This is a genomic window from Mycobacterium rhizamassiliense (genome assembly GCF_900157375.1).
GTDB lineage: Bacteria > Actinomycetota > Actinomycetes > Mycobacteriales > Mycobacteriaceae > Mycobacterium > Mycobacterium rhizamassiliense.
The window spans coordinates 4058778-4082773 of sequence record NZ_LT721901.1; the positions used below are offsets into that span (position 1 = coordinate 4058778).

General features: G+C 65.8%; 25 protein-coding genes. 14 read left to right on the plus strand and 11 right to left on the minus strand.

Annotated elements, in window-relative coordinates; translation table 11 throughout:
* Positions 1–42 precede the first annotated feature (42 nt).
* Together MRAB57_RS19580 and MRAB57_RS19585 are read right to left on the minus strand one after the other, a co-directional pair.
* Positions 43–750 (minus strand): Type 1 glutamine amidotransferase-like domain-containing protein, encoded by a 708-nt coding sequence (locus MRAB57_RS19580; protein WP_077088815.1) that lies wholly within the window; start codon positions 748–750, stop codon positions 43–45.
* 4 nt (positions 751–754) lie between these two features.
* Positions 755–1135: a hypothetical protein gene (locus MRAB57_RS19585; RefSeq protein WP_077088816.1), complete on the minus strand. Its 381-nt coding sequence runs from the start codon at positions 1133–1135 to the stop codon at positions 755–757.
* 529 nt (positions 1136–1664) lie between these two features.
* On the opposite strand from MRAB57_RS19585, the gene MRAB57_RS19595 reads away from it, so the two are divergent.
* The 3 genes from MRAB57_RS19595 (at position 1665) to MRAB57_RS19605 (ending at position 4381) form a co-directional block, all read left to right on the plus strand.
* The gene (locus MRAB57_RS19595; protein WP_108638110.1) at positions 1665–3110 is read left to right on the plus strand and encodes an MFS transporter; all 1446 of its coding nucleotides are present in this window, start codon (positions 1665–1667) and stop codon (positions 3108–3110) included.
* A gap of 16 nt (positions 3111–3126) precedes the next feature.
* Entirely contained in the window at positions 3127–3663 is a 537-nt protein-coding gene (locus MRAB57_RS19600; RefSeq protein WP_077088818.1) for a GNAT family N-acetyltransferase, read from the plus strand.
* A 142-nt stretch (positions 3664–3805) separates the two neighbouring features.
* On the plus strand, positions 3806–4381 hold the full coding sequence (locus MRAB57_RS19605; RefSeq protein WP_077088819.1) for a TetR-like C-terminal domain-containing protein: 576 nt from the start codon (positions 3806–3808) through the stop codon (positions 4379–4381).
* Here the strand turns inward: MRAB57_RS19605 and MRAB57_RS19610 are convergent.
* Entirely contained in the window at positions 4368–6668 is a 2301-nt protein-coding gene (locus MRAB57_RS19610; protein WP_077088820.1) for a putative bifunctional diguanylate cyclase/phosphodiesterase, read from the minus strand. The genes MRAB57_RS19605 and MRAB57_RS19610 overlap by 14 nt on opposite strands.
* A gap of 447 nt (positions 6669–7115) precedes the next feature.
* On the opposite strand from MRAB57_RS19610, the gene MRAB57_RS29430 reads away from it, so the two are divergent.
* Both MRAB57_RS29430 and MRAB57_RS19615 read left to right on the plus strand, forming a co-directional pair.
* Positions 7116–7244: a hypothetical protein gene (locus tag MRAB57_RS29430; RefSeq protein ID WP_281254380.1), complete on the plus strand. Its 129-nt coding sequence runs from the start codon at positions 7116–7118 to the stop codon at positions 7242–7244.
* Positions 7245–7279: 35 nt separating this feature from the next.
* Positions 7280–7915, plus strand: coding sequence for a class I SAM-dependent methyltransferase (locus tag MRAB57_RS19615; RefSeq protein WP_077088822.1), 636 nt, complete (start codon positions 7280–7282; stop codon positions 7913–7915).
* Here the strand turns inward: MRAB57_RS19615 and MRAB57_RS19620 are convergent.
* Both MRAB57_RS19620 and MRAB57_RS29260 read right to left on the minus strand, forming a co-directional pair.
* Positions 7912–8601, minus strand: a complete 690-nt coding sequence (locus MRAB57_RS19620; RefSeq protein ID WP_077090705.1) for a histidine phosphatase family protein — start codon at positions 8599–8601, stop codon at positions 7912–7914. The genes MRAB57_RS19615 and MRAB57_RS19620 overlap by 4 nt on opposite strands.
* A gap of 103 nt (positions 8602–8704) precedes the next feature.
* On the minus strand, positions 8705–9319 hold the full coding sequence (locus tag MRAB57_RS29260) for a chitin-binding protein (RefSeq protein ID WP_077088823.1): 615 nt from the start codon (positions 9317–9319) through the stop codon (positions 8705–8707).
* A 295-nt stretch (positions 9320–9614) separates the two neighbouring features.
* Here MRAB57_RS29260 and MRAB57_RS19630 point away from each other — a divergent pair, with 295 nt between their 5' ends.
* Complete coding sequence (locus MRAB57_RS19630; protein WP_173813948.1) at positions 9615–10457, plus strand: acyl-CoA thioesterase domain-containing protein; 843 nt, start codon at positions 9615–9617, stop codon at positions 10455–10457.
* Positions 10454–11998, plus strand: coding sequence for a class I adenylate-forming enzyme family protein (locus tag MRAB57_RS19635; protein ID WP_077088824.1), 1545 nt, complete (start codon positions 10454–10456; stop codon positions 11996–11998). Before MRAB57_RS19630 ends, MRAB57_RS19635 begins: the two co-directional genes overlap by 4 nt.
* A gap of 6 nt (positions 11999–12004) precedes the next feature.
* Here the strand turns inward: MRAB57_RS19635 and MRAB57_RS19640 are convergent, their stop codons facing one another.
* Positions 12005–12625: a TIGR03085 family metal-binding protein gene (locus MRAB57_RS19640; RefSeq protein ID WP_077090707.1), complete on the minus strand. Its 621-nt coding sequence runs from the start codon at positions 12623–12625 to the stop codon at positions 12005–12007.
* Positions 12626–12687: 62 nt separating this feature from the next.
* Here MRAB57_RS19640 and htpG point away from each other — a divergent pair, with 62 nt between their 5' ends.
* The 3 genes from htpG (at position 12688) to MRAB57_RS19655 (ending at position 15512) form a co-directional block, all read left to right on the plus strand.
* The gene (htpG, locus tag MRAB57_RS19645; protein WP_077088825.1) at positions 12688–14613 is read left to right on the plus strand and encodes a molecular chaperone HtpG; all 1926 of its coding nucleotides are present in this window, start codon (positions 12688–12690) and stop codon (positions 14611–14613) included.
* A gap of 71 nt (positions 14614–14684) precedes the next feature.
* Positions 14685–14900: a hypothetical protein gene (locus MRAB57_RS19650; protein WP_077088826.1), complete on the plus strand. Its 216-nt coding sequence runs from the start codon at positions 14685–14687 to the stop codon at positions 14898–14900.
* A gap of 180 nt (positions 14901–15080) precedes the next feature.
* A complete protein-coding gene (locus MRAB57_RS19655) occupies positions 15081–15512 on the plus strand; it encodes a cupin domain-containing protein (protein WP_077088827.1) in 432 nt (143 codons plus the stop codon).
* Here MRAB57_RS19655 and MRAB57_RS19660 read toward each other — a convergent pair.
* Positions 15509–16144 carry a GntR family transcriptional regulator gene (locus MRAB57_RS19660; protein ID WP_216823749.1) on the minus strand — a complete coding sequence of 212 codons (636 nt, stop codon included), beginning with the start codon at positions 16142–16144 and terminating at the stop codon, positions 15509–15511. The genes MRAB57_RS19655 and MRAB57_RS19660 overlap by 4 nt on opposite strands.
* Between MRAB57_RS19660 and MRAB57_RS19665 the strand changes: the two genes are divergently transcribed.
* Positions 16131–17603 carry an MFS transporter gene (locus MRAB57_RS19665; RefSeq protein ID WP_216823750.1) on the plus strand — a complete coding sequence of 491 codons (1473 nt, stop codon included), beginning with the start codon at positions 16131–16133 and terminating at the stop codon, positions 17601–17603. The two genes, MRAB57_RS19660 and MRAB57_RS19665, sit on opposite strands and share 14 nt — an antisense overlap.
* Before the next feature lie 76 nt (positions 17604–17679).
* Entirely contained in the window at positions 17680–17952 is a 273-nt protein-coding gene (locus tag MRAB57_RS19670; RefSeq protein ID WP_077088830.1) for a hypothetical protein, read from the plus strand.
* 38 nt (positions 17953–17990) lie between these two features.
* Here MRAB57_RS19670 and MRAB57_RS19675 read toward each other — a convergent pair whose 3' ends face one another.
* On the minus strand, positions 17991–18749 hold the full coding sequence (locus tag MRAB57_RS19675; protein ID WP_083743467.1) for a PadR family transcriptional regulator: 759 nt from the start codon (positions 18747–18749) through the stop codon (positions 17991–17993).
* Here MRAB57_RS19675 and MRAB57_RS19680 point away from each other — a divergent pair.
* Positions 18649–19716: an NAD(P)H-dependent flavin oxidoreductase gene (locus MRAB57_RS19680; protein ID WP_077088832.1), complete on the plus strand. Its 1068-nt coding sequence runs from the start codon at positions 18649–18651 to the stop codon at positions 19714–19716. The genes MRAB57_RS19675 and MRAB57_RS19680 overlap by 101 nt on opposite strands.
* Positions 19717–19737: 21 nt before the next feature.
* Complete coding sequence (locus tag MRAB57_RS19685; protein ID WP_157900638.1) at positions 19738–20106, plus strand: VOC family protein; 369 nt, start codon at positions 19738–19740, stop codon at positions 20104–20106.
* On the opposite strand, the gene MRAB57_RS19690 is transcribed toward MRAB57_RS19685, so the two are convergent.
* The 3 genes from MRAB57_RS19690 to MRAB57_RS19700 all read right to left on the minus strand — a co-directional run bounded on the left by MRAB57_RS19690 (position 20103) and on the right by MRAB57_RS19700 (position 23742).
* Positions 20103–20618: a hypothetical protein gene (locus MRAB57_RS19690; RefSeq protein WP_077088834.1), complete on the minus strand. Its 516-nt coding sequence runs from the start codon at positions 20616–20618 to the stop codon at positions 20103–20105. The two genes, MRAB57_RS19685 and MRAB57_RS19690, sit on opposite strands and share 4 nt — an antisense overlap.
* A gap of 113 nt (positions 20619–20731) precedes the next feature.
* Entirely contained in the window at positions 20732–22411 is a 1680-nt protein-coding gene (locus tag MRAB57_RS19695) for an Nramp family divalent metal transporter (protein ID WP_077088835.1), read from the minus strand.
* Positions 22408–23742, minus strand: a complete 1335-nt coding sequence (locus MRAB57_RS19700) for a magnesium transporter MgtE N-terminal domain-containing protein (RefSeq protein ID WP_077088836.1) — start codon at positions 23740–23742, stop codon at positions 22408–22410. Before MRAB57_RS19700 ends, MRAB57_RS19695 begins: the two co-directional genes overlap by 4 nt.
* Between the last annotated feature and the right edge of the window lie 254 nt (positions 23743–23996).

Genomic DNA, 23996 nt, shown 5'->3' on the forward strand with positions numbered 1-23996 from the left:
AGTCAAGAACGAGTAAAGGCCGCGCTGGCAAATCTCAAGGCGTCAGTCGCCGTCATCAGCGAACAGCAAAGAGTCCGTGACCTGCGTGCCGTCGAAAAAGAACTCGTGCGTGGCACGACGCAGCGGCTCGATGGTGTTGTCCGGGTGCGCGATGACCCCGCCGCCCGATGGGATTCCGATCCCGGTGGCCGCGCCCTGCAGGGTGTGAATCGCGCCCGACAGCCGCTCCCAGTTGGTTGCCTCGTCGTGCGTGTCGATCACCACCGGTACCAGCGAGAACACCTCGAGCAATTCGGTCGCGGGGGAGTCGGTTTTCTCGACGATTCCGTATCGTCCGAGCTGCACGGCGCCGGCGGAGATGCCCACCAGGACCGCCCCTTGGTTGTAGCGGCCGACGATGGCTTCCTTCATGCCGCTTTCCTCGAACGTGGTCCAGCCCAGCCGCACGTCGCCGCCCGCGAGAACGATCAGCTGGGCGCGCTCCAGGAAATCGCGGTCGTCTGGGCCGAACGAGGAAAGGATCATGCGGCGCTCGGTGATCCCGACGTCGTCCATCGCGCCTTCGAAGATCTCGTAGAACTCCGGGCGATCCGCATTGGACGCACCGATGTAGGCGGCGCGCAGGGGTGTGTCGCGAGCCAGGCCGTCGAGCGCCGACTGCAGCAGCGGTCGGCCCTGCCGCTTCCAGAACAGCAGCTGGCTGTCGGCCAGCAGATAAAGCGGTTGCAGCTGCGGGGCGGTCTCGGTCACCGTGTCACTCGATCCGTTCGACCCACTGCGCGCGAGACGGCCCCGGCTCGAACGGTTCGCCGAAGTACTGCGTCTCGCGGACGACCTGCACGCCGTCGAACTCCATGACGCTGACCACGTAGAACGGTTCGGTGTCGTAGCGCAGCACCAGCTCGCTGATCCACAGGTTGCCGCCGCCCTGGATGCGGCGCACGGTGAAGCGTTTGGCGTTCGGCTGGGCCTCGCGCGACGCCTGGATGTTGTGCCGGCCGCGGATGCGTTCGCCTGATTGCGGATACTCGAGAACCGCGTCCTCGCGGTAGATCTCGTGTTCGGTCGTGAACTCGTTTTCGTCGGACGCCGCCCAGTGGGCTTGCAGGGCGGTGCGCACCTCGTCGTCGTGCATCGCGGTCTTTCCTCACGGTGGATGGCTCAAGACGGCAGTAAGCGTCAATCATGCGCCATCGGTTCTGGCCGAGCGAGTAGCCGGCGCCGCGGAATCGCCGCCCGACGGTGACGAATAAACAAATTCGCCGAGAATTCTCAAGGTCGGTAGGTGAACAATTCACTGCCCGTTGGCGCCCGCAGAACCGGTTGGTATCAGCAGTTTTGACGTTATTTCAAATGTGGATTTTTAACCTTTGTGGCGGTGAAAGTGCCGGGTAGCCTAAGCCCGTCACCCAGTGTCTCCTTATTGGGAGGAGACAGGTGATCGTCTTGCAAGGAGGAACCATGTTGGTGGTCCGCGGATTCGGTGGTGGCGCTGGCGGCGGCAAGGTGTCGGGCGGCGGCGCTGGCGGCGGCAAGGTCTCCGGCGGTGGCGCCGGCGGCGGCCGGTAGTACCGACGCACTGAAATTCTTTGGCGCCGGCGGAGTAATCCGCCGGCGCCTTCATGCGCGAAGTCAAAGGTGACAGTGCCCTCGCAGGATCGCAGGTGAACATACGCGACGCCGCTCCGACGACCCGAGTTCTCGTGGTGGCGATCATGGTGTCGATGGTTGCGTTTCTCAACAGCGCCGTAGTGAACCTGGCACTGCCGGCCATGCAACGCGACCTTGGCGGAGGGCTCTATCTGCAACAGTGGGTCGTCGGCGCCTACTTGCTGGCGCTGGCGGCCACCGTCCTGCCGGCCGGCTCCATCTCCGATCTGTTCGGGCGAATACCGGTAATGCGCTTCGGGCTGGCCACCTTTGGCGCCGGCGCCGTGCTGGCCGCCAGCGCCACATCGCCGCTGATGTTGATCCTCGGCCGCATCGTCCAAGGCTTCGGCGGTGCGTTTCTGGTGCCCGGCTCCGTCGCGCTGATCAACTCGGCCTTCGACCCCGCCGACCGGCCCGCCGCGATCGGAACGTGGACCGCGTGGACCGGTACCGCCTTCGCGCTGGGCCCGCTGATGGGCGGGCTGGCCGTCGACTACCTCAGCTGGCGCTGGATCTATCTGCTGTCGGCGATCCCGATCGCCGTCGGCTTCGGGCTCACGTTCTGGCTGTGCCCGATGCCCGGACCCGCCGAACGCGCTCGCGTCGACGTCGCCGGGGCCGCGTCATCGGCGCTCGGGCTGACGGCCACGGTCTACGCGCTGATCGAATCCCAGCACCGTGGATGGGACAGCGTGCTCGTCAACGCGTCGTTGATCGTCGGGGTCGTCGCGCTGGTGGTGTTCGTGGTCTGTGAACGCCGCGCCCCTGCGCCGATGTTGCCCTTGGGGCTGTTCAGGATTCGCAATTTTGCCGGCGCCAACCTGGCCACCGCGTTCGTCTACGGCGGGCTCACCATGGGCTCGATTGCAATCGCGCTGTACACCCAGGAGGTGGCCGGCTACTCGGCCACCGCCGCGGGGCTGGTGACGTTGCCCACCCCGATCCTGTCGTTCCTTTTCGCCAAGTACGTCGGCATCGCGGCCGCGCGCTATGGCCCCCGGGTTTTCGTCATGGGCGGCTCGGTGCTGGCCGGGGTGGGGCTGCTGCTGATCCACCCCTCCGCGGACTGCTTCAACGTCACGACCCGCCTGATGCCGGGGATGTTCGTGGTGGCCACCGGTCTGGTCCTCACCATCACACCGCTGACGTCGCTCAATCTGTCGGCCGTAGCGCCCCAGCACGGCGGGATCGCGGCGGCGATCCAGAACGTCGTGGGACGGACCTCGGCGTTGACGGCGGTGGCCTCGGTGGGGCTGGTCGCGGCCGGCACGCTGACCGACGCCAGCTTCTCGCGGGTGCTGCATGTCAGCGCGATCTTGTTCTTCGTCGCGGCGATGATCTGTGCCGCGCTCGTCCGCGACCGGCCCGTTCCCGACGAGCCGGTGCCCTGTGAGGTCGCGGCCCTGTGCCTGGATCAGCATGAGGTGCACGCGGATCTGCAGCCCGATCTCCGTCGGTGACTGGCACACTGCTGGCATGGACGTGAGCGGTGTGCGGCAGGCGTCCGCGCAGGATGCGGCCGCGTGCATCGCGATCTATCGCCCCTACGTCGAGAACACCGCGATCAGTTGGGAACTTGAGGTCCCCAGCGTGGAGGAAATGGCCGCGCGCATTACCGCGGCGCGCACGACCCACGAATGGCTGATTCTCGAGGACGACGGTCAGGCCATCGGCTTCGCTTACGGGCACACCTTGTATCGCCTCCCCACCTACCAGTGGTCGGCCGAGACGGGCATCTACGTCGACCCCGACCGCCATCGTGAGGGCGGGGGCCGCAAGCTCTACACGCGGCTGCTGCAGCGGCTCACCGAACGCGGATATCGGCGGGCGTTCGCCGGCATCACCCAACCCAACGAGGCCAGCAATGAGTTTCATCGATCCTTCGGATTTGTGAACGCCGGCCTATATCGGCGCGTCGAATGGAAACTCGACCGGTGGCACGACGTGGCATGGCTGCAGCTCGATTTATCCGGTGCGGACGACGCAGAAAAGGCTCCCGGCCTTATCAGCTGAAGTTATTGGACCGTCGACTAATTGAGCCTTGTTGTGCCACATACGTTTTACCGTCGCGAAATTTGGTTACCCGGCAACGGACGCAGGCTTGCGTCCAATGCAGCCGCCGTAGCGGCGACGAAAGAGAAGGTGCCAGAATCGCATGTCGGCTGACGTGCCCGTGCCGGAGGACTTTCGTAAGCGCGTACTCGACGCGGCCTGTGACGAACTAATCCGTTGGGGTGTGGACCGTTTCAGCATCGTGGCGCTGGCGGACCGACACGGGCTGGATCCGGAGCTGATTCAGCAGCATTGGCCAACCGCCGACCGGCTGGTGTTGGAAGTGCTGCTCGGCTGGCCCAGTACAGAAAGATTCGAATTACCCGACACGGGTTTGCTGCATACCGACCTGCTGGCCCTGGCGACCTGGATGGCCGACTACGTGACGTCGGAGACCGGACGCGGATTGCAGCTCGCCCACATCATCGCCAATCCCAACCTTCCGACGGCGCGCATCCGAAAAGAAGCCTGGCGGGCACGCTCGGACAATCTGCGCGTCGTCGTTGAACGTGCCCGGGAACGCGGCGAATTACGGGACGGGGTCGACGCTCTCAGCCTGTTGGAGTTGTTGTTCGCACCAATCAATATGCGCGAACTGTTCACCGGCGAACCCGTCGACGAGGAGTACTGCCGCAACCTTGCCGAGCTGGTCTGTCGCGCGGTCGCTACTGCGCCATAAGTTGCCCGCTCGGCGCGACGTCCGGGATCTCGGACGCGGGCAACGGGCGCGAGAAGAAGTTTCCTTGCACGGCATCGCAGCCGAATTCCCTGAGTTTTTGGGCCGTTTCCCAGTCTTCGACGCCCTCGGCAATGCATGAGATGCCGAAGGCCCTGGCCAACTCGATGATCGAGCGGGCGATGGTCGCGGCGCGTTCGTCGTGCACGATCGGCGCGATGAATTGCCGATCGAGCTTGACGTCGTCGATCGGCAGCTCGCGCAGATAGGTGAGAGTCGCGTAGCCACTGCCGAAGTCGTCGATCGCCACTCGGATGCCGGCCTCGCGCAGGCGATTGAGCACCGTGCGGGCCTTCGAAAGGTCCGCCACCAACAGATCTTCGGTGATCTCGATGGTGAGCGAGTTGGGTGCCATCGCGTGCGCGTCGAGCACGGACAGGATGCGGTCGGGCAGGGTGTCCTCGTCGACGGAGGGCGCCCACAAGTTGATCGCGACCGGAACGACGGCGCCTGCCGCATACCACTCCGAGGCATCGGCGACCGCCCGGGACAGCACCAGGTCGGTGAGTGCGTCCATCAATCCGTGGTCGCGGACCAGGGGTAAGAACTCGGCGGGCTCCAGGACGCCGAAGCGGGGGTGCCGCCAGCGCACCAACGCCTCAACACCGCAGACCGAACCGGTCAGCATGGTGAATTTCGGCTGGTAGAGCAGGGTCAGCAGACCGTCGTCGATGGCGCGGCGCAGCTCTCCCAACAGTTGCAGGCGGGCGATGGCATCGTCGTGCGCCGGGTCGTCCTCGAGCTGAGCATCCATGTCGGGGGTGAATGTCCGCACGTTGGTCGAGCTCGCGAGTTGGGCGCAGTGGCGCGCGGCATCGGCCTGCTTGAGCAGATCGCCGGGCAAGAGCGGGGCGCCGAGCCCGGACACGGCCGACGTCACGCCGATGCTCAACCGAATGTCGATGCGGTGGTCCTTGATGGTGAGGGGTTCGTTGAAGGACAGAGCCAGCCCTTCCGCCACCTGCAGGGCAACATTGGGGCGGTCCTCGACGAGGATGGCGAACTCATCGCCACTCATCCGCGCGACGGTGTGGTTGGCCCGGATGTTGGCCTGGATGCGCGCAGCGACGCTGCGCAACAGCTCGTCCCCGACGGCGTAGCCGAGCGAATCGTTGACCAGTTTGAAGTCGTCGACGCTGACCGTCAGCACGCTGACCGGAATGGCATGGTGCACGTGTAGCCGCACCGCATGCGCCAGCCGATCGTCGAACAGTCTCTGATTCGCGAGCCTGGTCAGAGGATCCCGCAGCGCGGCGTCGGCTACTGCGGTGAGCAGACTTCCCTTCCGGTTCAGCAGAAGCAGATGCCGGGTCAACGTGGTGAGGAACAACAGCACCCACACCCCGAAGATGAACGCCTCGCCCCGGTCTTCGGGCCAAAAGTGCACAGTCGCAACGACGATCGCCAGCAAGACGGGTACATATGGCAGCCAGGTCGACAGCCTTGATGGCTGAGAGAAACCGAGGTCGAGGTTCGGCCCTGGCCGTGACGTAATTGCGGACAGCGACATGAAGTACATTCCGCAAGCCCACCCCAGGATGACGAGGTTTGTGGGCACCTGTTCGGGATGGTCGTTGCAGATGCGGATGAACCCGGCCACCGCGATCACCGTCCACGCCAGCGTCATTAGCGTCGTTGAGAGTCTGGGGCCCGCGTCGGCTTTGCGGAGGGTGATGACCGACATGACCACGAGCCCCAGGTACACGGCCGTGGCGACGGCCAGCGTCATCCGCGGGAGGCTGACAATTCGCGTGGGCTGGCCGAAGTGGCTCGCCACCAGAATGGCCAACACAACGAACAGCGACGCCGCGACAAGGATGCCGTCGAGCAGCAGGCCAACCCCAAATCGGGTGTCCTCGCGGCTGGGAATTGCCACCGCGGTGGCCAACGCGCAGAGGGGCAACACGACGTAGCCCACGTTGGCCGCCGAGATGTTGGCCATCGGCGGAATGCCGCCCGCGCTGACGTACCACCACACGGCCTGGCCGGCGGTCCAGCCGGCCAACCCGATACTAAAAATCGTCCACGCGAGACGTTGTCGGCCCCGGGCGGCGCGGGCGGCGACCACCGCGCAGCCGTTGGCGAATACGCTCGAAATCCAGAGTCCGACCGCGCCGGTGAGTGCGCGCTCAGAAGCGGCACTCGCGGTCAACAGCAGCCCGCCGTAGACGAGCAACCCGACAGTCGCCAACACAACCACCGCAAATCGCTTCGGTGTCAGTGACAACATTCCTTCACCTGTCGGGTGCGGATACCGAATGCAGAATAAGCCAGATTGCGACGCTGCTTGGCTAATTTGCTCGGCGACATCCTGGGTTGCATTGGCGTTGGTTGAGGGTTCTCTCTGACATAAGCATTTACCGGTGTTTTGTCTGGTTGCGGGCGTGACGCGCCGTTCGCCCGATTTTCGATTTTGGGCGATACATCACAGTGCTCCGGTTGATACTGGACGTTCGTTCGCCGATCTAGGGGGAGATGACGACAGTGAGGTCTGCAATGAGGCACTTCCTACGGTGTTGCGGGGTCGGGGCGTTCATCCTTGGGCTGGCCGCGTCGCCGCTGACCGTACTGGGCGCCCCGGCGACCAGCCGGGCCGACGGCGTGTGCGCCCCGGGCTGGGGGTGGAGCGTTGATCTGAACGAATGTGTTTTCTTGGCCCCGGCCGCAAACGGACCGGGTGGACCAGGCGGTCCTGGGGGACCTGGCGGCCCCGGTGGCCCCGGCGGCCCGGGTGGGCCCGGCCTGCCAGGGCACCACTAGACGTCTTGCCGGCTCGCTGGGCGGTTCCGGACTGGGCTTAGGCTAGCCAGGTACGGCGTCGGCTGGAGGGGAGCTGAGCACATGACGGAAGCGCAACGCCGGGGGCTCAACAACGCGGTCACCCGGATGTGGACCTTCCTGGCCCCGGCCTACGACCTGCCGTTCCTGCAGCGATGGGTCTACCGCCCGCCGCACGACGAGGTGATCGCGCAGCTGCGCGAGCACGGATCCCGGAAAATCGCTGACATTGCCTGCGGGACAGGCATTCTCAGTGACCGGATCGAGCGGGAGTTACATCCGGACGAGATTCACGGTGTGGACATGTCGGACGGGATGCTTGCCCAGGCCCGGTCTAGGTCCAACCGAGTGGCCTGGTTGCGGGCACCCGCCGAGCAGCTGCCCTTCGACGACGGCGCGCTCGACGCCGTCGTGACCACTTCGGCATTTCACTTCTTCGACCAGCCGGCGGCCCTGCGCGAATTCCATCGCGTACTGAGATCCGGTGGGCTAGTGGCCGTCTCGGCACTGAGCACGCGGCAACCGAAGCTGCAATCGTCGGCGGACAGTAAGTGGAAGCCGCAGCACAACGCCTCCCCGGCGGAGATGCGGGAGTTGTTCGAGGGCGCCGGTTTTGCGATCAGCGATCAACATCGCATCCCGCGGCCACCGTGGACGCGGATCGTGTCCGACCTGATCACCGTCGGCCTCAAGGGTTAGCAGGGCGAGGGATCGGCATCCCATTCGGTCAACGTCCAACCGTCCGAAGGATTTCCGGTCAGCACCACGTGGCCCACGTTGGGCAGCGGCTTGGTTCTGATCAACGACATGTCAGGGTTTCGGACATTCATGAGCACCCACAGCATCATCGCCGCGGCATGCGCGAACGCGACGGGGTTCTGCTGGCCGCTGTCATAGATCTGTTGAACCGCTTGATTGAAGCGTGCTTCGAACTCGTTGCCGTCCATCGAGCCCGGTATCCGGGCACCGCGGTCGCCCTGCAGCCATCGTTGCGGGGCGGCATAGTACGTCTGCACGATGTTGGTCTCGGGTGTGTTCTCGTACTGGCCTGCCTCGATCTCCCGCAGTCCCGGTAGCACGGTGATGGGTTCGCCCAACAGTTGCGACGTCGGCGTGGCCGTCTGTTGGGCGCGGATCATGGTCGAGGCGTAGACACCGTCGTAGTGATTGGCGGCCAATTGCGGGGCCGCGAGTATTGCTTGACACCAACCCTTCTGGGTGAGTTCGGGGCCGGGGGTCGAGGTGTCGATCAGACCCGTGGTGTTACCGGCGGATTGGCCGTGCCGCACCAGCGTCAGCGTGATGGTGCGCGGGCCGGCCGCGCGCGCCGACGCGCAGCCCGCGGCCAACGCCGCGACGATGAGGATCGTAACTAGGCGGCGCATCCGCGGATTCACGCGAGAAGTGTAAAACTCTTTTCGTCGCCGTACCGGCCGCAGCACGACGCCCGCCTCGCCAAGCGGCGAAGCGGGCGTCGTGGTCGATTGTTTACAGCGGAATCCAGACTCCGAAGAAGTCGAAGCCAAACTGGTTAAACGCAGGATTCCAGACGGGCGTCTCCTGGTAGCCGTAGTAGTCGATCGGGCCGTAGTTCCATGGCCCGCCAGGCGGCGGGAGCGGCCGATCCCAGGCCGGACGCGGCGGTGCGCCATAGCCCCAGGGGCCAGGCCCGTCGCCCCACGGGGCACCGTGGAAGTAGCCACGCTGTGCGTCGCCGTGCCAGGGGCCGCCGGGACCACCCGGTCCACCGGGACCGCCCGGGCCGCCCTGCCATCCCGGGCCACCTGGGTGTCCGGGTCCGCCGGGACCGCCAGGCCCACCGGGTCCGCCCGGGGGAGGACCACCGGGTCCGCCCGGACCGTGTCCGTTCGGGCCGCCGGGGCCACCTGGCCCACCCGGGCCAGGACCGCCAGGTCCACCCGGACCGCCGGGGTCGTTGGGCCCGGTCGGGGCGTGGATGCCGGCCGGCGCGCTGTGCCCACCGGCCGGTGCCGGAGGCGGTGATCCTGGCGCGGCGTTTGCGAAGCCTGCGCCCATGCCAAGTGCAGCCGCGCCAAGTGCGCCGGCGATGGTTCCTGAAGCAATCAGTTGATTGAGTCTCATTTCCCCCCACTTTCTCGTAGTGGTTACAGCGGGCGTTAACCCCCGAACCGATACCTACGCTAAATAGTTTGGCTATGCGTCGGCTGTGCCAGGCCCCTGCAGGACCTGTCTGTAAGTTGGCGAGCCCGTGACCTGGCATTTTGGTTGGATCGGTGTGGCCGCCCTCACCCATCAACGCCAGGCTTCTGAAAAGATAAGCCCGTCTAGATATAAGCGGGAAGGCGAACTGTAATATCTACTGTTGCATGCCTCAGAACAGGAGTTTCATGAAAGTCCGGTACGCGCGGAGCCTCATATGGTGACCGAACCCCACATCCTGCCGGACGACGCCGCATTGGCGACGATGCCGTATTTCGTGCGCGACGGAAGTCGTTACGTGCCAACGGCAATCGCCCGCGGTGGTTGGGGCCCGTCGATGAGCGGACACGTGGTCGGCGGCATCCTGGCCGCCGCGCTCGAAGGCGTGGTCGACGACCCCGAGTTGCAACCCGCGCGGCTGACGGTCGACCTGCCCGCGCCGGCTCGGCTGGAGCCGTTCGAGGTGCACACCCACGTGCAACACGACCGCCGGCGATTGCGGCTGGTCGAGGCGAATCTCGTCCAAGGCGGCGAGACGGTCGCGCGCGCAAGCGCACTGTTTCTGCGGCGCGGCGCGCAACCCGACGGCCAAGTGTGGTCGCAACCGGTGCAGATGCCGGCGCTGCCCACCGAGGAGGACGGGACCAACCCGACGCTTTTCCTGCGGACGTACGGCTGGGGCGGCAAGCTGCAGAACCCCGACCCCGATTGGGACACCTCGGGACCGAAGTACACCTGGCTACACGAAATACGTCCACTCTTCGAAGACGAACCGCTAAGCGCGTTCACCCGCACGGCGTTGTGCGCCGACGTCACGGCCGCGATCGCCAACTGGGGCAGCGAGGCGTTGCAGTTCATCAACGTCGACTACACCCTGACGCTGAGCCGACTGCCCGAAGGGCCCTACATCGGGTTGGCCGCACTCACTCACTACAGCGATGACGGCGTTGCCAATGGTTCCGCCGTCGTCCTGGATCAGAAAGGTCCGGTCGGCACCGCGGTCGCCGTGTCGATCGCGCACTCCGGATTTCGCCCGCCGGTGCAGCCGTCGGCCGGATGACCGAGGGGACCGCTGTCACCTACTGGACGCTGGTCGCCGAAGCGGCACGGCGCCAACCGGATCGGCCGCTCTTCTCCGACGACTACGGCCGCAGCCTGAGCGCACGTCAGCTGCACGACGCCGCTTGCGCGACGGCCGCCGCGTTCGCCGACCGTGGGGTCGGTGCGGGAACCGTCGTGTCCTGGCAGCTGCCCACCACACTGGAGACCGTCGTGGTGATGGCGGCGTTGACCCGCCTGGGCGCCGTGCAGAACCCCATCATTCCGATACTGCGCGAACGCGAGGTCGGCTTCATCACCAAGCAGCTGTCCACTGAAGCCCTTGTGGTTCCTGAGCTTTGGCGCGGTTTCGGGCACGGCGAGCTGGCCAGGGCCTTGGCGCCGGACAGGGGATTCGACGTCATCACCCTGGACCTGGCGGCGCCGCCGCTCGCCGGCGAGCTCCGGTTGCCCCAGGCGAGCACCGACGCGCTGGCGCCGCCGCCCAGCGTCGACGCCCAATGGATTTACTACTCGTCGGGCACCACCGCCGCGCCCAAGGGCATCCGGCACACCGACAGCACGGTGATCGCCGGCTCGCGCGGAATGGTCGACGCGATGGGCATCACCGGCGACGACGTGGATCCGATCGCCTTCCCGATCGCCCACATCGGCGGGGCAGCGATGGTGGCCGCCGCGCTGATGACCGGGATGCGGCTGGCGCTGTTCGAGGTCTTCGACCCGGCCGCAACTCCGCTCGCCATCGCGGCACACAACCCGACGTTCTTGGGCACGGCCACACCGTTTTTCGTGGCCTTCCTGGAGGCCCAGCGAGCCCACGGCGACCGCCCGCTCTTCGGCTCGCTGCGGGGTTGCATCGCGGGCGGCGCGCCCATCACCGCCGAACTGGGGCGGCAGGTGCGCGAAACGTTCGGGATGGCCGGTATCGCCAACGCGTGGGGGATGACCGAATTCCCGGTCGCCACCTCGCCATCCCTTGACGCCCCACCGGAAGTGCTCGACTACACCGTGGGCACTCCCGTTGCGGGGGTCCGCGTCCGCGTGGTCGGCGACGGCGAGATCGAATTACCCGTCGGGCGGGAAGGGGAGCTGCGCCTCAAAGGGCCGCAATGCTTTCTGGGCTACGCGGATGCCACGCTCGACGCCGACGCGTTCGACGCTGACGGCTGGCTGCGCACCGGCGACCTGGGCTTGATCGACGACGACGGCAATGTCCGCGTCACCGGGCGCATCAAGGATGCGATCATCCGCAACGCCGAGAACGTCTCGGCCCTCGAGATCGAAAATGTGCTGGCCGCCCACCCCGCGGTCGCCGACGTCGCGGTCATCGGAGTGCCCGATCCCAGCGCGGGCGAGCGGGTGTGCGCCGTCGTCGTGCCGGACTCAGTCGACGGTGTGACGCTGGAATCCCTTGTGCAGCATTGCCATTCGCTGGGGCTGAGCCGCTACAAGCATCCCGAGCGGCTCGTCATCGTCGATGCCTTGCCGCGCAACCAGTTTGGCAAGGTCATCAAGAAGGAGCTCCGCGAGGCCTACGGCTGAAGCGGCCTACAGCCCCTTGGGCGCATCTCGAACGGCCTGGATCGCCGTCGGATCGCCGTCGAACTCGACTTTGGCCTGGCGGCCGACCGCAAACAACAGCAGCTCCGCGGGTGCGCCGGTCACCGTGACGGCCGGGCCCTGGCCCGTGATCAGCACCGTCTTGCCCTCCGTGGTGCGCAACGCGACGCGACCCGGAACCCTCCCCAACGTCATGCGGGCCATCAGCGGCAGCGTGCGGCGCAGGCTGTTGGCCAGCTTGGGCTCGAGCACGCGCGGTTCCCAGTCCGGCTGCGCGCGGCGCACGTCCTCGTGATGGATGAACATCTCGCCGATGTTGGCCACCGGGTCGAGCAGCTTCAGCGGTGAGTACAGCGGCGGGCCGGACGCCACCTTGTCCAGCAGCTGTTCCCATTGGCTCTGTTCGGCGACCTCGTTTTGCACCTTGGCGGTGTGCTCGGCGAAGCGCGGGATGAGGATGCCGGGCGCTGCGTCGACGCGGTACTCGCGGATCACCAGATGGGCGGCCAGGTCCCGGGTCTTCCAGCCGTCGCACAGGGTGGGCGCATCCGGCCCGACGCTGCGCATGGTTTCGACAAGGGCGGCACGTTCACGCTGAGCAACAGACACCTGATTTCCCTTCACCGGTGACGCTGACCCGTCCAGAGTAGAGCCCGGTAGATTCGGGTCTCATGAATGCGGGTGTTGAGCAGTTGGAGTTCCAGGCAGAAGCACGACAGCTCCTGGATTTGATGGTCCATTCGGTCTACTCGAACAAGGATTCGTTTCTGCGCGAGTTGGTCTCGAACGCCTCCGATGCTCTGGACAAGCTGCGGCTGGAAGCGTTTCGCAACAAGGACCTGGACGTCGACACCTCCGATCTGCACATCGATATCGAGGTCGACACGGGCGCGCGCACGCTGACCATCCGGGACAACGGCATCGGCATGACGCGCGACGAGGTCGTCGGCCTGATCGGCACCCTGGCGAAGTCGGGTACCGCCGAGCTGCGCCAGCAGCTAAGGGAGGCAAAGAACGAGGCGGCCTCCGAAGAACTCATCGGGCAGTTCGGCATCGGCTTCTACTCGTCGTTCATGGTGGCCGACAAGGTCGAGCTGCTGACGCGCAAGGCCGGCGAGAGTGACGCCACCCGGTGGGAATCGAGCGGCGAGGGCACCTACACCATCGAATCCGTCGATGACGCTCCGCAGGGAACGGCGGTCACCCTGCACCTCAAGCCCGAGGACGCCGAGGACGAGCTGCACGACTACACCTCGGAATGGAAGATCAAAGGCCTCGTCAAGCAGTACTCCGACTTCATCGCCTGGCCCATCCGGATGGAGGTCGAGCGGCGCACGCCACCCGCCGAGGAAGGTGGCGAAGAGGTCGTCACCATCGAGACCGAGACGATCAACTCGATGAAGGCCCTGTGGGCCAGGCCCAAAGAAGAAGTCTCCGACGAGGAGTACAAGGAGTTCTACAAGCACATCGCGCACGCCTGGGATGACCCGCTGGAGGTCATCGCGATGAAGGCCGAGGGCACCTTCGAGTATCAGGCCCTGCTGTTCATCCCGTCCCATGCGCCGTTCGACCTGTTCAACCGCGACGCCAGCGTCGGGGTCCAGCTGTACGTCAAGCGCGTCTTCATCATGGGCGACTGCGACCAGCTGATGCCCGAGTACCTGCGCTTCGTCAAGGGTGTCGTCGACGCACAAGACTTGTCGCTCAACGTTTCTCGGGAGATCCTGCAGCAGGACCGGCAGATCAACGCGATCCGCCGTCGCCTCACCAAGAAGGTGCTGTCCACGATCAAGGATCTGCAGTCCGAGCGGCCCGAGGACTACCGCACCTTCTGGACCCAGTTCGGCCGCGTCGTCAAAGAAGGCCTGCTGTCGGACTTCGACAACCAGGACGCCCTGCTGCGGATCTCCTCATTCGCCTCGACCCACAGCGACGAGGACGCGACCACGCTCGCCGAGTACGTCGAGCGGATGAAGGACGGCCAGGAGCAGATCTTCTACGCCACCGGCGAGACGCGTCAGCAACTGCTGAAGTCGCCGCACCTCGAGGCGTTCAAGGCGAAAGGCTACGAGGTACTGCTGCTCACCGATCCCGTCGACGAGGTGTGGGTCGGAAACGTCACCGAGTTCGACGGCAAGCCGCTGCAGTCGGTGGCCAAGGGCGAGGTGGACCTGGACTCGGGCGAGGAACAGAGCGAAGCCGAGCGCGAGGAGCAGGAAAAGGAATTCACCGACCTGCTGGCCTGGCTGAAGGAGACGCTGAGCGAGCACGTCAAGGAGGTGCGGCTGTCGTCGCGGCTCACCGAATCGCCGGCCTGCCTGATCACCGACGCCTTCGGGATGACGCCCGCGCTCGCGCGGATCTACCAGGCCTCCGGGCAGGCGGTTCCGGTCGGGAAGCGGACGTTGGAGCTCAATCCCAGCCATCCGCTGGTTACCGGGCTGCGTCAAGCGCACCAGGACCGTGCCGATGATCCGACGGTCGCCGAGACCGCGGAGTTGCTGTACGGCACCGCGCTCCTCGCCGAAGGCGGCGCGCTCGAAGACCCCGCACGGTTCGCCGAATTGCTCGCGGACCGGTTGGCTCGCACGGTCTAAATCGGTCCCGGCACTGATCGGCGGAATTTCGAACTCGATTGAAAGCCGATCGAAAGGGCTAATCTCATCCCATGCCCGAGTTCCGAGCGATCGACCCACATGGCGCGGTTGTCGCGACGAACAATTTTGCCAACGCCGATGCGGCCCACACCTGGTTTATCGGCGTGATTGGCGACCGCTCCGAGCTGGGTTGGCGCATGGAGGTCAACGACGACGGGCAGTGGGCGTTTTTCGACGACACTGGCGGATTCACCGCCCCCATGAGCCGCCATCGAGAAAAGCGCTGATTTTCGGCTTCGACGGGCCTGGCGCGACGTAAACCCCATTTCCTTCGCCGCAATATCCATTCGACTGGGGTTATCCCACAGGTATCGCCTCCACCCGCACGGTGCGGCAGACTCTGGCATGGCAGGTCGAAGGCGGGTGATCGGGTGCACGACGACGGTACTCGGGCAGAAATTGCCGCGATGACGCAAGACGAGATGCCCGGCACCACGTGGCTGGCCGCAGCGCCGGGCGAACGACAGGCGATTCGCGTCGATAGCCACTGCACGGGCGGCGCCTACGCCGTTATCGAGTCGGTGGCGCAGCCGGGCTGCGCAGTGCCGACCCACCTGCATCGCAACGAGGAGGAGCACTTCCTGGTGCTCGCCGGCCGATATCGAATCGCGGTCGACGGCAGTGTGTTCGATGCGATGCCGGGTACCCGCATCACGGTTCCGCGCAACTCGCCGCACAGCTGGCGAAACGTCGCTCGCGGCGAAAGCCGACTGTTGGCGATCCTGACGCCGGGAGGATTCGAGCAGATCGCCTACCAGGTGGCGCGCACTCCGGCCGACCAGATCCCAGAACTGGCGACGCGATTTGGGTGCGAAATCCTAGGCCCGCCAGTGGCCTAACGGGCCGGCGCAGATTCCATGCCGGCCTGACGCAAGAAGGCATAGAGCAGTTCGCCGGTGCCGAGCAGGTGTTCGGTGACAAGCGCTTGCGCTTGGGCGATGTCGCCTTGCCGCACGGCCCTGAGTAGCGCCGCGTGCTCGCGGTCCGACTCGCCCTTGTAGGACGGCAGCCCGAATTTGAGCCGCAGATAGCGTTCGCCGCGGCCGTGCAGCGCATTGATCATTTCGAACAGCTGTGGCCGGGCGGCGGGCTCGTAGAGGCTCAGATGAAAGGCCTCATTGCGCGCGACGTAAAGCGAGGGGTCGGTTTCGGCCGCGGCCGCCTTGCATAGCGCCGCCGCATGGCGCAACGAGGCGGGTGTGTGCGCGGGTATTGCGATGCCGATTGCCAGGCTTTCGAGCGCGGCGCGTATTTCGTAGATTTCCCGTGCCTCGTCGGCGGACAGTGGCGCGACCGTGGCGCCTTTGTTCATCTCGACTTTCGCCCAGCCCTCGCTTTCGAGCTGGCGCAAGGCTTCGCGGACGGGAATCGCACTGACGGAGAAATGTCTCGCAATCGCATCCTGGCGCAGGGGAGTGCCCGGGGCGAGCGTCCCGTCGACGATCGCGGTGCGCAGCGTGTTCGCCACCATGCGCGACGTACTGCCGCGCTCGGCGAGGGACAGCGCGGGAGGTAGCACACCAGACGAGGACTTGCCTGTTACGCCCATCACTATATTATATACAATCGGACCCACGGGACGGCCGCAACCGCCGAACCGATTCGCGCTCGGATGCCAGCGGAGGCACCAAATGAGTTCGACGACAGAGCAATCGGCGCCGGCGCGACGTCGCACGCCGCTCAATCGTTCGCAGATCGCCGGGTTCTGGGGCGCGTGGACCGGCTGGACCCTCGACGGGATGGACTCGTTTATCTACGCGCTCGTGCTAACCCCCGCGCTGACCGAGCTGCTGCCACGTTCGGGCTTCGCCGCCACCTCGGGCAACGTCGGGCTCGCGGGGTCGATCCTGTTCGCCCTGTTCCTGGTTGGCTGGGGCCTGTCGTTCATCTGGGGACCGATCGCCGACCGCTTCGGCCGCACCCGGGTCCTGGCCGCAACGATCTTCACCTTCGCCATCTTCACCGGGCTTTCGGCCATGGCCCAGAACGTGTGGGAGCTTGCCTCCTTCCGCTTCATCGCGGGCATCGGAATCGGCGGTGAGTGGGCGCTTGCGGGAACCTATGTCGCCGAGGCGTGGCCGGAGGACCGGCGCAAGATGGGGGCCGGACTCCTGCAGACCGGCTACTACGCCGGCTTCTTTTTGGCGGCGGCGCTGAATTACACGATCGGCGTTCATTTCGGTTGGCGCGCAATGTTTTTAACCGGTGCGGTGCCGATCGTTGTCGCGATTCTCATCCTGACCCGGGTGAAGGAGACCGAGAAGTGGCAGGCGGCGGACGCGGCGAAATCTCACGTGAAGCCGTTGCGCGAAATCCTGAGCCCGCGCTACCGCCGTCGTACCTGGGTGGCCTGCGCGCTGGTGACGATCGCAATCCTGGGGTTGTGGGCGGGCACGGTCTATGAACCAACGGCGGTAATCCAGCTGGCGCAGCACGCGGGCCTGGGCAAGGGCGACGCGACCAAGACCGCGTCATGGGCCACCGGGCTGTTGTCGATCGGGACGATATTGGGGTGCCTGGCGGTGCCGATCGTCGCGGAGCGGATCGGCCGCAGGAAGACGGCCGCGATCTATTTCGCGGGGATGGCCGTATCGATCGTGGGCAGCTTTGGCTGGGCGTTCTACCTGCCCAACGGCCTGGCGCCGTTCATCGCCTGGCTGTTCGTGCTCGGGTTCTTCGGCGGGAACTTCGCGCTGTTCAGCCTTTGGCTGCCCGAGCAGTTCGAGACGCGGGTACGCGCGACGGCGTTCGCATTTTGCACGTCGTTCGGCCGGTTCGTCGGCGCGGGCGCGAACTTCTTGCTCGGCGCGGCGGTGTTGCACACCCATACGCTGGGCTTGCCGGTCGCACTGACGGCCGTCGCTTTCGGCATCGGGCTATTGATCATTCCGCTCGCGCCCGAGACGCGCGGTGCGGAGCTGCCGCAATAGCCGTACGTGCACAGCCCCCTTGTTATACGCTCGTCCAAAATCCGGATCGGACGCTCAGGACAGAGGGCTACGAGACATGGGACGGCATCGGAAGATTGAGGGGCTGCCGTCGTTTGGCGACTTCTCCAGTGTGACCGTGGCGTGCGAGGCCCTGGGCATGTCGGCTTCCCTGGGGTCGCTGGCGGTGCCGTCTGGTTGGCCCACGGGCACCGCGACAACCGAGGCGGCGCCCGCTGCCGACGCCGCGAGCCGGCCCAAGTGGCTCACTTTTCAAGAGGGCCTGATGGACGTCATGACCGGGAGCGGCACCCCGTCCCACGGCGAGGCAGCCGACGTCGACGGGCCCTAAACCGTTGTCCCGCAGGGTAATCCGGGGAATTCGCTCGCCTAGCTTGGCCATCCGGAAGTGAAAGCATGAGGCGGCACGGTGGCGCCGGATGCCGGCGTGACCCCGCTCCATCCCGCGATCGCGTCTTCGGCCCACTGGGTCCATCGCACCAGAGCCTCGTACTGACCCATGAGCAGTGCCCCGCTGATCGCGGCGATTGGCAGTCGGTCCGGAAATGGGCCGCCCGTCGTTGCGTATTGCGCCGATCTGTCCCGGATTTCAGCGAGTCGATCCTCCGCGTCGGCTCTGATATCGCGCACGGTCTTGCGGAGCTGACCCAGATCGCCGGCGTCGGCGAAGGCGACCTTGATCATGGCTTCGAATTCGATGCGCATCCCACCGGCGGGCGAGTCCAGCCAGTTCTGTAGCGCGGCGCGGCCCGCGTCGGTGATCTCGTAAACCGTGCTGCGTCGCTTGCCCGTGAACGTGACCTGCGCGGTGGCCAGGCCCGCTTCCACCAGCTTCTTGGGTTCCTCGTAGATCATGCTGGCGGCGCGAGGCCAGAACCAGGACAGGGTGCGGTCCATCTGTTGCGCCAGTTCGTAAGTCGTGAACGGTTGGATCGCGAGAAGCCCAAGGAGTGCATAGGACGTCGGACTCAACTGTCGGCGAGGCACGGGTGACAATACTCCGAATCGGACTATGTGAGGAGTAGGTATGTCCGACTCACCCCGCGGACCGGATGTCGACGTTTCCGTCTTTCCGGCTCGGTTCACCAAGGAATACGGGGTCCGGTATCCCTTCGTCGGCGCGGGCATGGGATTCGTCGCGCACGAGCGGCTCGCCGCGGCGGTGACGAATGCCGGGGGATTGGGAGTATTGGGAGCCTCGCCCGATCCTGCCGACAGCCTCGCCGTCATGGTGGAACGGTTGCGTGCATTGACGTCTGGGCCGTTTGGTGTCGACCTCATCTGTGCAGAAATTGGGCTGGGGCCGGCCAGCACGGACGCCCATATCGATGCGTGTGTCCAGCTGGACGTGCCCCTGGTCGTGTTTCATCATGACCCGCCACCGGCCCCCTGGGTCAACAGGCTGCGCGCGGCCGGAATACGCGTGTGGATGCAATCCTCTTCCCTCGAAATCGCCTACGCCGCAATTAGTCTCGGGGTCGATGGAATTGTCGCCCAGGGAAGCGAGGCCGGCGGTCATGCCCGCGGACGCATCCCATTGCACGAGCTACTTCGCGCCATCCGGCACACCTGGCCCGATCTGCTCTTGCTGGGAGCGGGGGGCATCTCGAATGGAATCGCCGCCGCGGCCGCTCTGGGTGCTGGTGCTGACGCGGTGTGGGTGGGCACCTCGTTGGTTGTGGCCGAGGAAGCCAACGCCCATCCTGAATACCAGCGTCGACTCGTTGATTCGTCAGGAATAACACTGCGCACCAACGCTTTCGGGCCAGAATGGCCTGATCAGCCCTATCGCCTTCTTGCCACCCCCGCCGTGCGGGGCGCGGAAGCCGATGAGCACGGGGCAGATCCGCCTCAGTCCGGCACCATCGGCCGAACGCGACTATTTCCGCATTCGGCAAACATGCCGTACGACCTGCCGGTCAGGTCGGCGCTGCCGCCCACGCCGGAAACGAGCGGCGATTGGGAGTCGATGGCCTACCCGGCCGGCGAAGGCGTTGGCGCGGTTCGCGGTACCGCACCGGCCGCGGAGATCATCCGGAAGATGATGAGTCAGGCACACGACATACTCAAGACCGAAGGCACGCTCGGCGGCTAGGCGCGAATGCAGAGGATTTCCATGCCAACTTTCAGTCGGGTGTCGCACATTTCGTTCTCTGCCCGCGATGCCGAGGCCAGCGCCCAATGGTGGGCGGCGCTATTGGAGCTCACCGAGATTGACCGAGTCGCGGGCGAGGGGTGGCGTGCGATTCTGCTCATCCACCCGTCGTCGCGCACCATCATCGAGTTCCAGCAGCATGACGCCAATCGGGGCGAAGCCTTCGACCCACGGCGTACGGGATTCGAACTGGACGAGTGGTTAGCGCGGTTCGAGGAGCTTGGCGTCGATCATTCACCGATCGCGGACCGCGAATACGGTGCGGTGCTGACTTTCAAGGATCCCGACGGCATCCAGTTCGAGATGTTCTTCAAAGCCGACCATCCCTAACTGCCCGGCCCGGCCACGAAGCATTTGCCGCTGCTCGTCGACAGCAACACCTCCTGGACCGACGACTTGTCGACCGTCGGAAATTCAAAGCGGTGCGTTTGTTGGCCGGCGTCGATGTTGGCCTCCTGCGACTCGCTGGTGCCGTCTTTCTTGCGGACTATCGCGGTGACCTTGTCAGGCTTCGACAGGTTCTGTGGCTCGTGGAAGTACCAGACCTCGATGCCGGCGCCCGACGAAATGCCTTGCCAGCCATCGGAGTAATAGCACCCGGGGTTGCCGTCAGCGTCCGGCGAAGGAGGGGGACAGATCGACAGTCCGACGCACGTCGGCGTGCCGGCCGCGGCGGGCGATTCCGTCGTGGTGACGGTCTTCGGCGACGGTGCGGTGGTGGGCATGAGGTTCGTCGAACTCGGAACGGATGCGCTCGGTCGCGCCGGTTGCGGCGAGCCGCACGCCGCCAACGCCACGCAGCCCGCCGCCAGCACGGGGATCCATCGCATCGAGTTCGCCATCAGTGGCACGGCAAGGACCTCCAGTTAAGCAACGCGACGCTGATCGCCAGCGATTACCGAGCTAACACCCAAACCGCTCGCCCCGGCAAGGGTGGATGCCGAAACGGCGCGGGCTACCCGCGGCTGACCTGGATGGCTTTGACCACCAGCAGCAGGGCGCCCAGGACCAGATAGCTGCGCAGGGCGATCATGCCGAGCCGCGTGCCCGGCGACCAGACCACCGGCTCCAACAGGGTCAGGGGCGGCATCCGCCAGGTGTTGCGGTCGACGTCGCGCGCCGGGGCCTTGGCCGGGGGTGCGGCGGGCTGGTGGCGGCCCATCCAGCGCAGCACCGGCACCGCGGCGATCCCGAGCACGACCAAGGCGACGCCCAGGTAACCGGAGACCACCACGACGTTGATGTCGGGAAACAGCGTGGTGGCCATCAGGATTCCGGACAGCAGCAGCAGGATCCCGACGATCACTCCGGCGACCCAGTTCAGCCAGGGCCGATTCACCCAGGGCCCCAGCACTTCTCGGTCGTTGCACAGCAGCAGCAGAAACACGCTGGCGCTGGGCAGCAGCAAGCCGGCTAGGGCCTGCACGGCGGTGGTGATCAACCCGAGCGGGGCGCCCGGGATCAGCACGACGGCGGCGGCCAACGCCACCATTGCCGTGTAGGAGACGTAGAACTGTTTGGCGTCGGCGAATCCGCGGTGCAGCGAGTGCTTCAACCCGAAGACGTCGCCGAAGGCGTAGCTGGTGGCCAGGGTCACCGCGGCGGCGCCGATGATCGACGCGTCCAGCAGCACGATCGCAAAGAACGAGCCGAGCAGGTTGTTGTGCTGGCCCAGCAGATGGGCGATGTCGCCGGCGTCGACGAAATTGCCGACGGTGTTGGTCGAGCGCGCCGCCCAGTCGCCCGTGATCAACAGCGCTGTGGCGCCGATGATCACGACGAAGGCGCCCAGCACGGTGTCGACGCGTTCGTAGGCCATGAATCGGGGAGTGATGCGCTTGTCGACGATGTTGGACTGCTGAAAGAACAGCTGCCAGGGCGCCACCGTGGTGCCGACGATGGCGATGATCAGCAGCACCGCGTCGGAGGTGACACCGCCCGAAATACTCGGCACCACAAACGACTTCGCGGCAGTGCCCCACTGCGGATGCGACATCAGCAGCATCGGGATCTGCAGCAGCGTGATCGCGATGAAGACGAACATGGCCCGCTCCCACCGCCGGAAGCTGCCACTGGCCATGATCGCGACCAGGGCGACCGCCGAGGTCGGCACCACAATGTATTTGGAGATACCGAAGTAATCGGCCGCCAGGCTGATCCCGATGAACTCGGTGACGATCGTCAGGAAGTTGAGCAGGAACAGGTCGCCGACGGAGAACCAGCCCCAGCCGCGGCCGAAGCGTTCGTTGATCAGCCGCGCGTGGCCGACACCGGTGACCGCGCCGAGCCGGACCACCATCTCCTGGTTGACGATCAGCACGGGGATCAGCAGTAGCAGCACCCACAGCAGCGAGTAGCCGTAGTTCTGACCGGCCTGGGCGTACGTCGCGATTCCACCGGCGTCGTTGTCGCCGACCATCACGATGATCCCGGGCCCGACGATGGCGAGCAGCGTCAGCAGCCGGGTCTTGAATGTCCGGGAATGGTCGGTCTCGCTGATGCTGATGCGGCCGAACGCGCCTTCGATGTCGCCGAGATGCGCGCTGTCGAGCACCGCGGTGCGCCGGGGCGCCTTGGGCTCCGGGTTGCCCGGCGGCGCCTCGGGGCTCAGGGTGTTGTCGTCGGCGGCGGTCATGGGGTGTCACCGCCGGGCGCGTCGCGGTCGTCGGTGGCAGGTGCGAGCTCGCGGACCGGGCGTGGGGCGGGTTCTCGGCGCCGCCAATCCTCGGGGATCGTCGCCTCGAGCACGTCGTCGACGGTGACCACTCCGAGCACGCGGTCCTGCTCGTCGACCACGGGTATCGAGTAGAGGTTGAAGTCAGCCATCAACAATGCGATGTCGGTCAGGTCGGCGTCGGCGGCGACCCGCACGGGATCGGAATCCATCAGTGCCCCAACGCTTTCTCCGGGCTCGGACTGCAGCAGTTCGATCACGGACGCCACACCGATGAGGCGTTGGGTGTCGTCGAGCACGTGTACCTTGATCAGCGCCTCGGGCTGCACGGAATGCGCGGTGGAGATGAGCGCCAGCGCCTGGCCCGCGGTTGCGGCGGCGACGCACGAGACGAAGTCGACATTCATCAGCCCGCCGGCACTTTCGGGATTGAAGCCCATCAGGGTGATCACCTTGGTGCGCTGCGAGGCGGGCATCAGGTCGAGCACGCGGCGACGCCGCGCCTGGCGCAGGTCGGCGATCGCGTCGGCGGCGTCGTCGGCGCGCATCCGGCTCAGCAAGGCCGCGACCTCGGCATCCGGCATGCCGTTGAGTAGCCGGGTGGCCTTTTCGGGGTCGAGCTCCTCGAAGACGTCCGCCTCCAACTCCGGGTCACTGTGCACCCGGTCGAGGATTTCGCCGCCCTCGGCCTTGTCGGCATCCTCGAGAAGATCGGCGATCTCGGCGGGCTTGAACCCGCCGAACCGGCCGGACAACCGGCGCACGGAGTCGGTATGCGCGTGCCCGATCAGCGGCTCGAACGACTTCCAGTCGCGGGCCGCGTGCCCGCCGGCGCGCTTGATCAGGCCGAACAACAGTGGCGGCCGGCGGGTGTCGAGCCGCGCGGGCACCCACCCGGCGCCGGTGTCCTCGAGTTCGACGTCGTAGGCGCGCACCAACTCGACGGCTGCCACATCGATCAATCTGTGCCCGAGCACGTCGGCGCGCAGCAGCACTTCGCCGTCGCGGCGTTCGAAGCCGCGGAGGTTAACCTTGTTCTTGGCCAACACAATTCGGTCCGCAGCGAACGAGTGGATGGAGTTGCTGCCGATGAATACCTGCCGCCCGCCGACCCCGGCCACGATCCCGGTCACCAGGGGATACTCGTCTGCGCCGCGCAGTTGCACGATCACGTCGTCGACCCGGCCGACCGCCTCGCCGGAGCGCGCCACCACCGGGGCACGCAACAGCTCGGAAAGATGGATGACCGGCAGCCCGCCGCCGGCGTCTGCGGTCGTCGTTGATGTGGTCATGTGTCGCTCCTCAACATCGTGGGATGGACGCCCGTGGGCCGAACTCCCATGTCGTGCGAGGCCATGTGCATACGGCCTAAAACCAAGTTCGGATGATGGCACAAGAGACTTGGCTTGACCAGGTCAGCGGCCAGAGCTTACGTCGGATCCGCAGTGGCTGACTACAACCAAAAGGTAAACGACAACTGGCCAAAAGGAATACGGCCTTGGGCGCTATTCAGCTTGGATTGCCGAATCGCTTGTGCGAGACAACA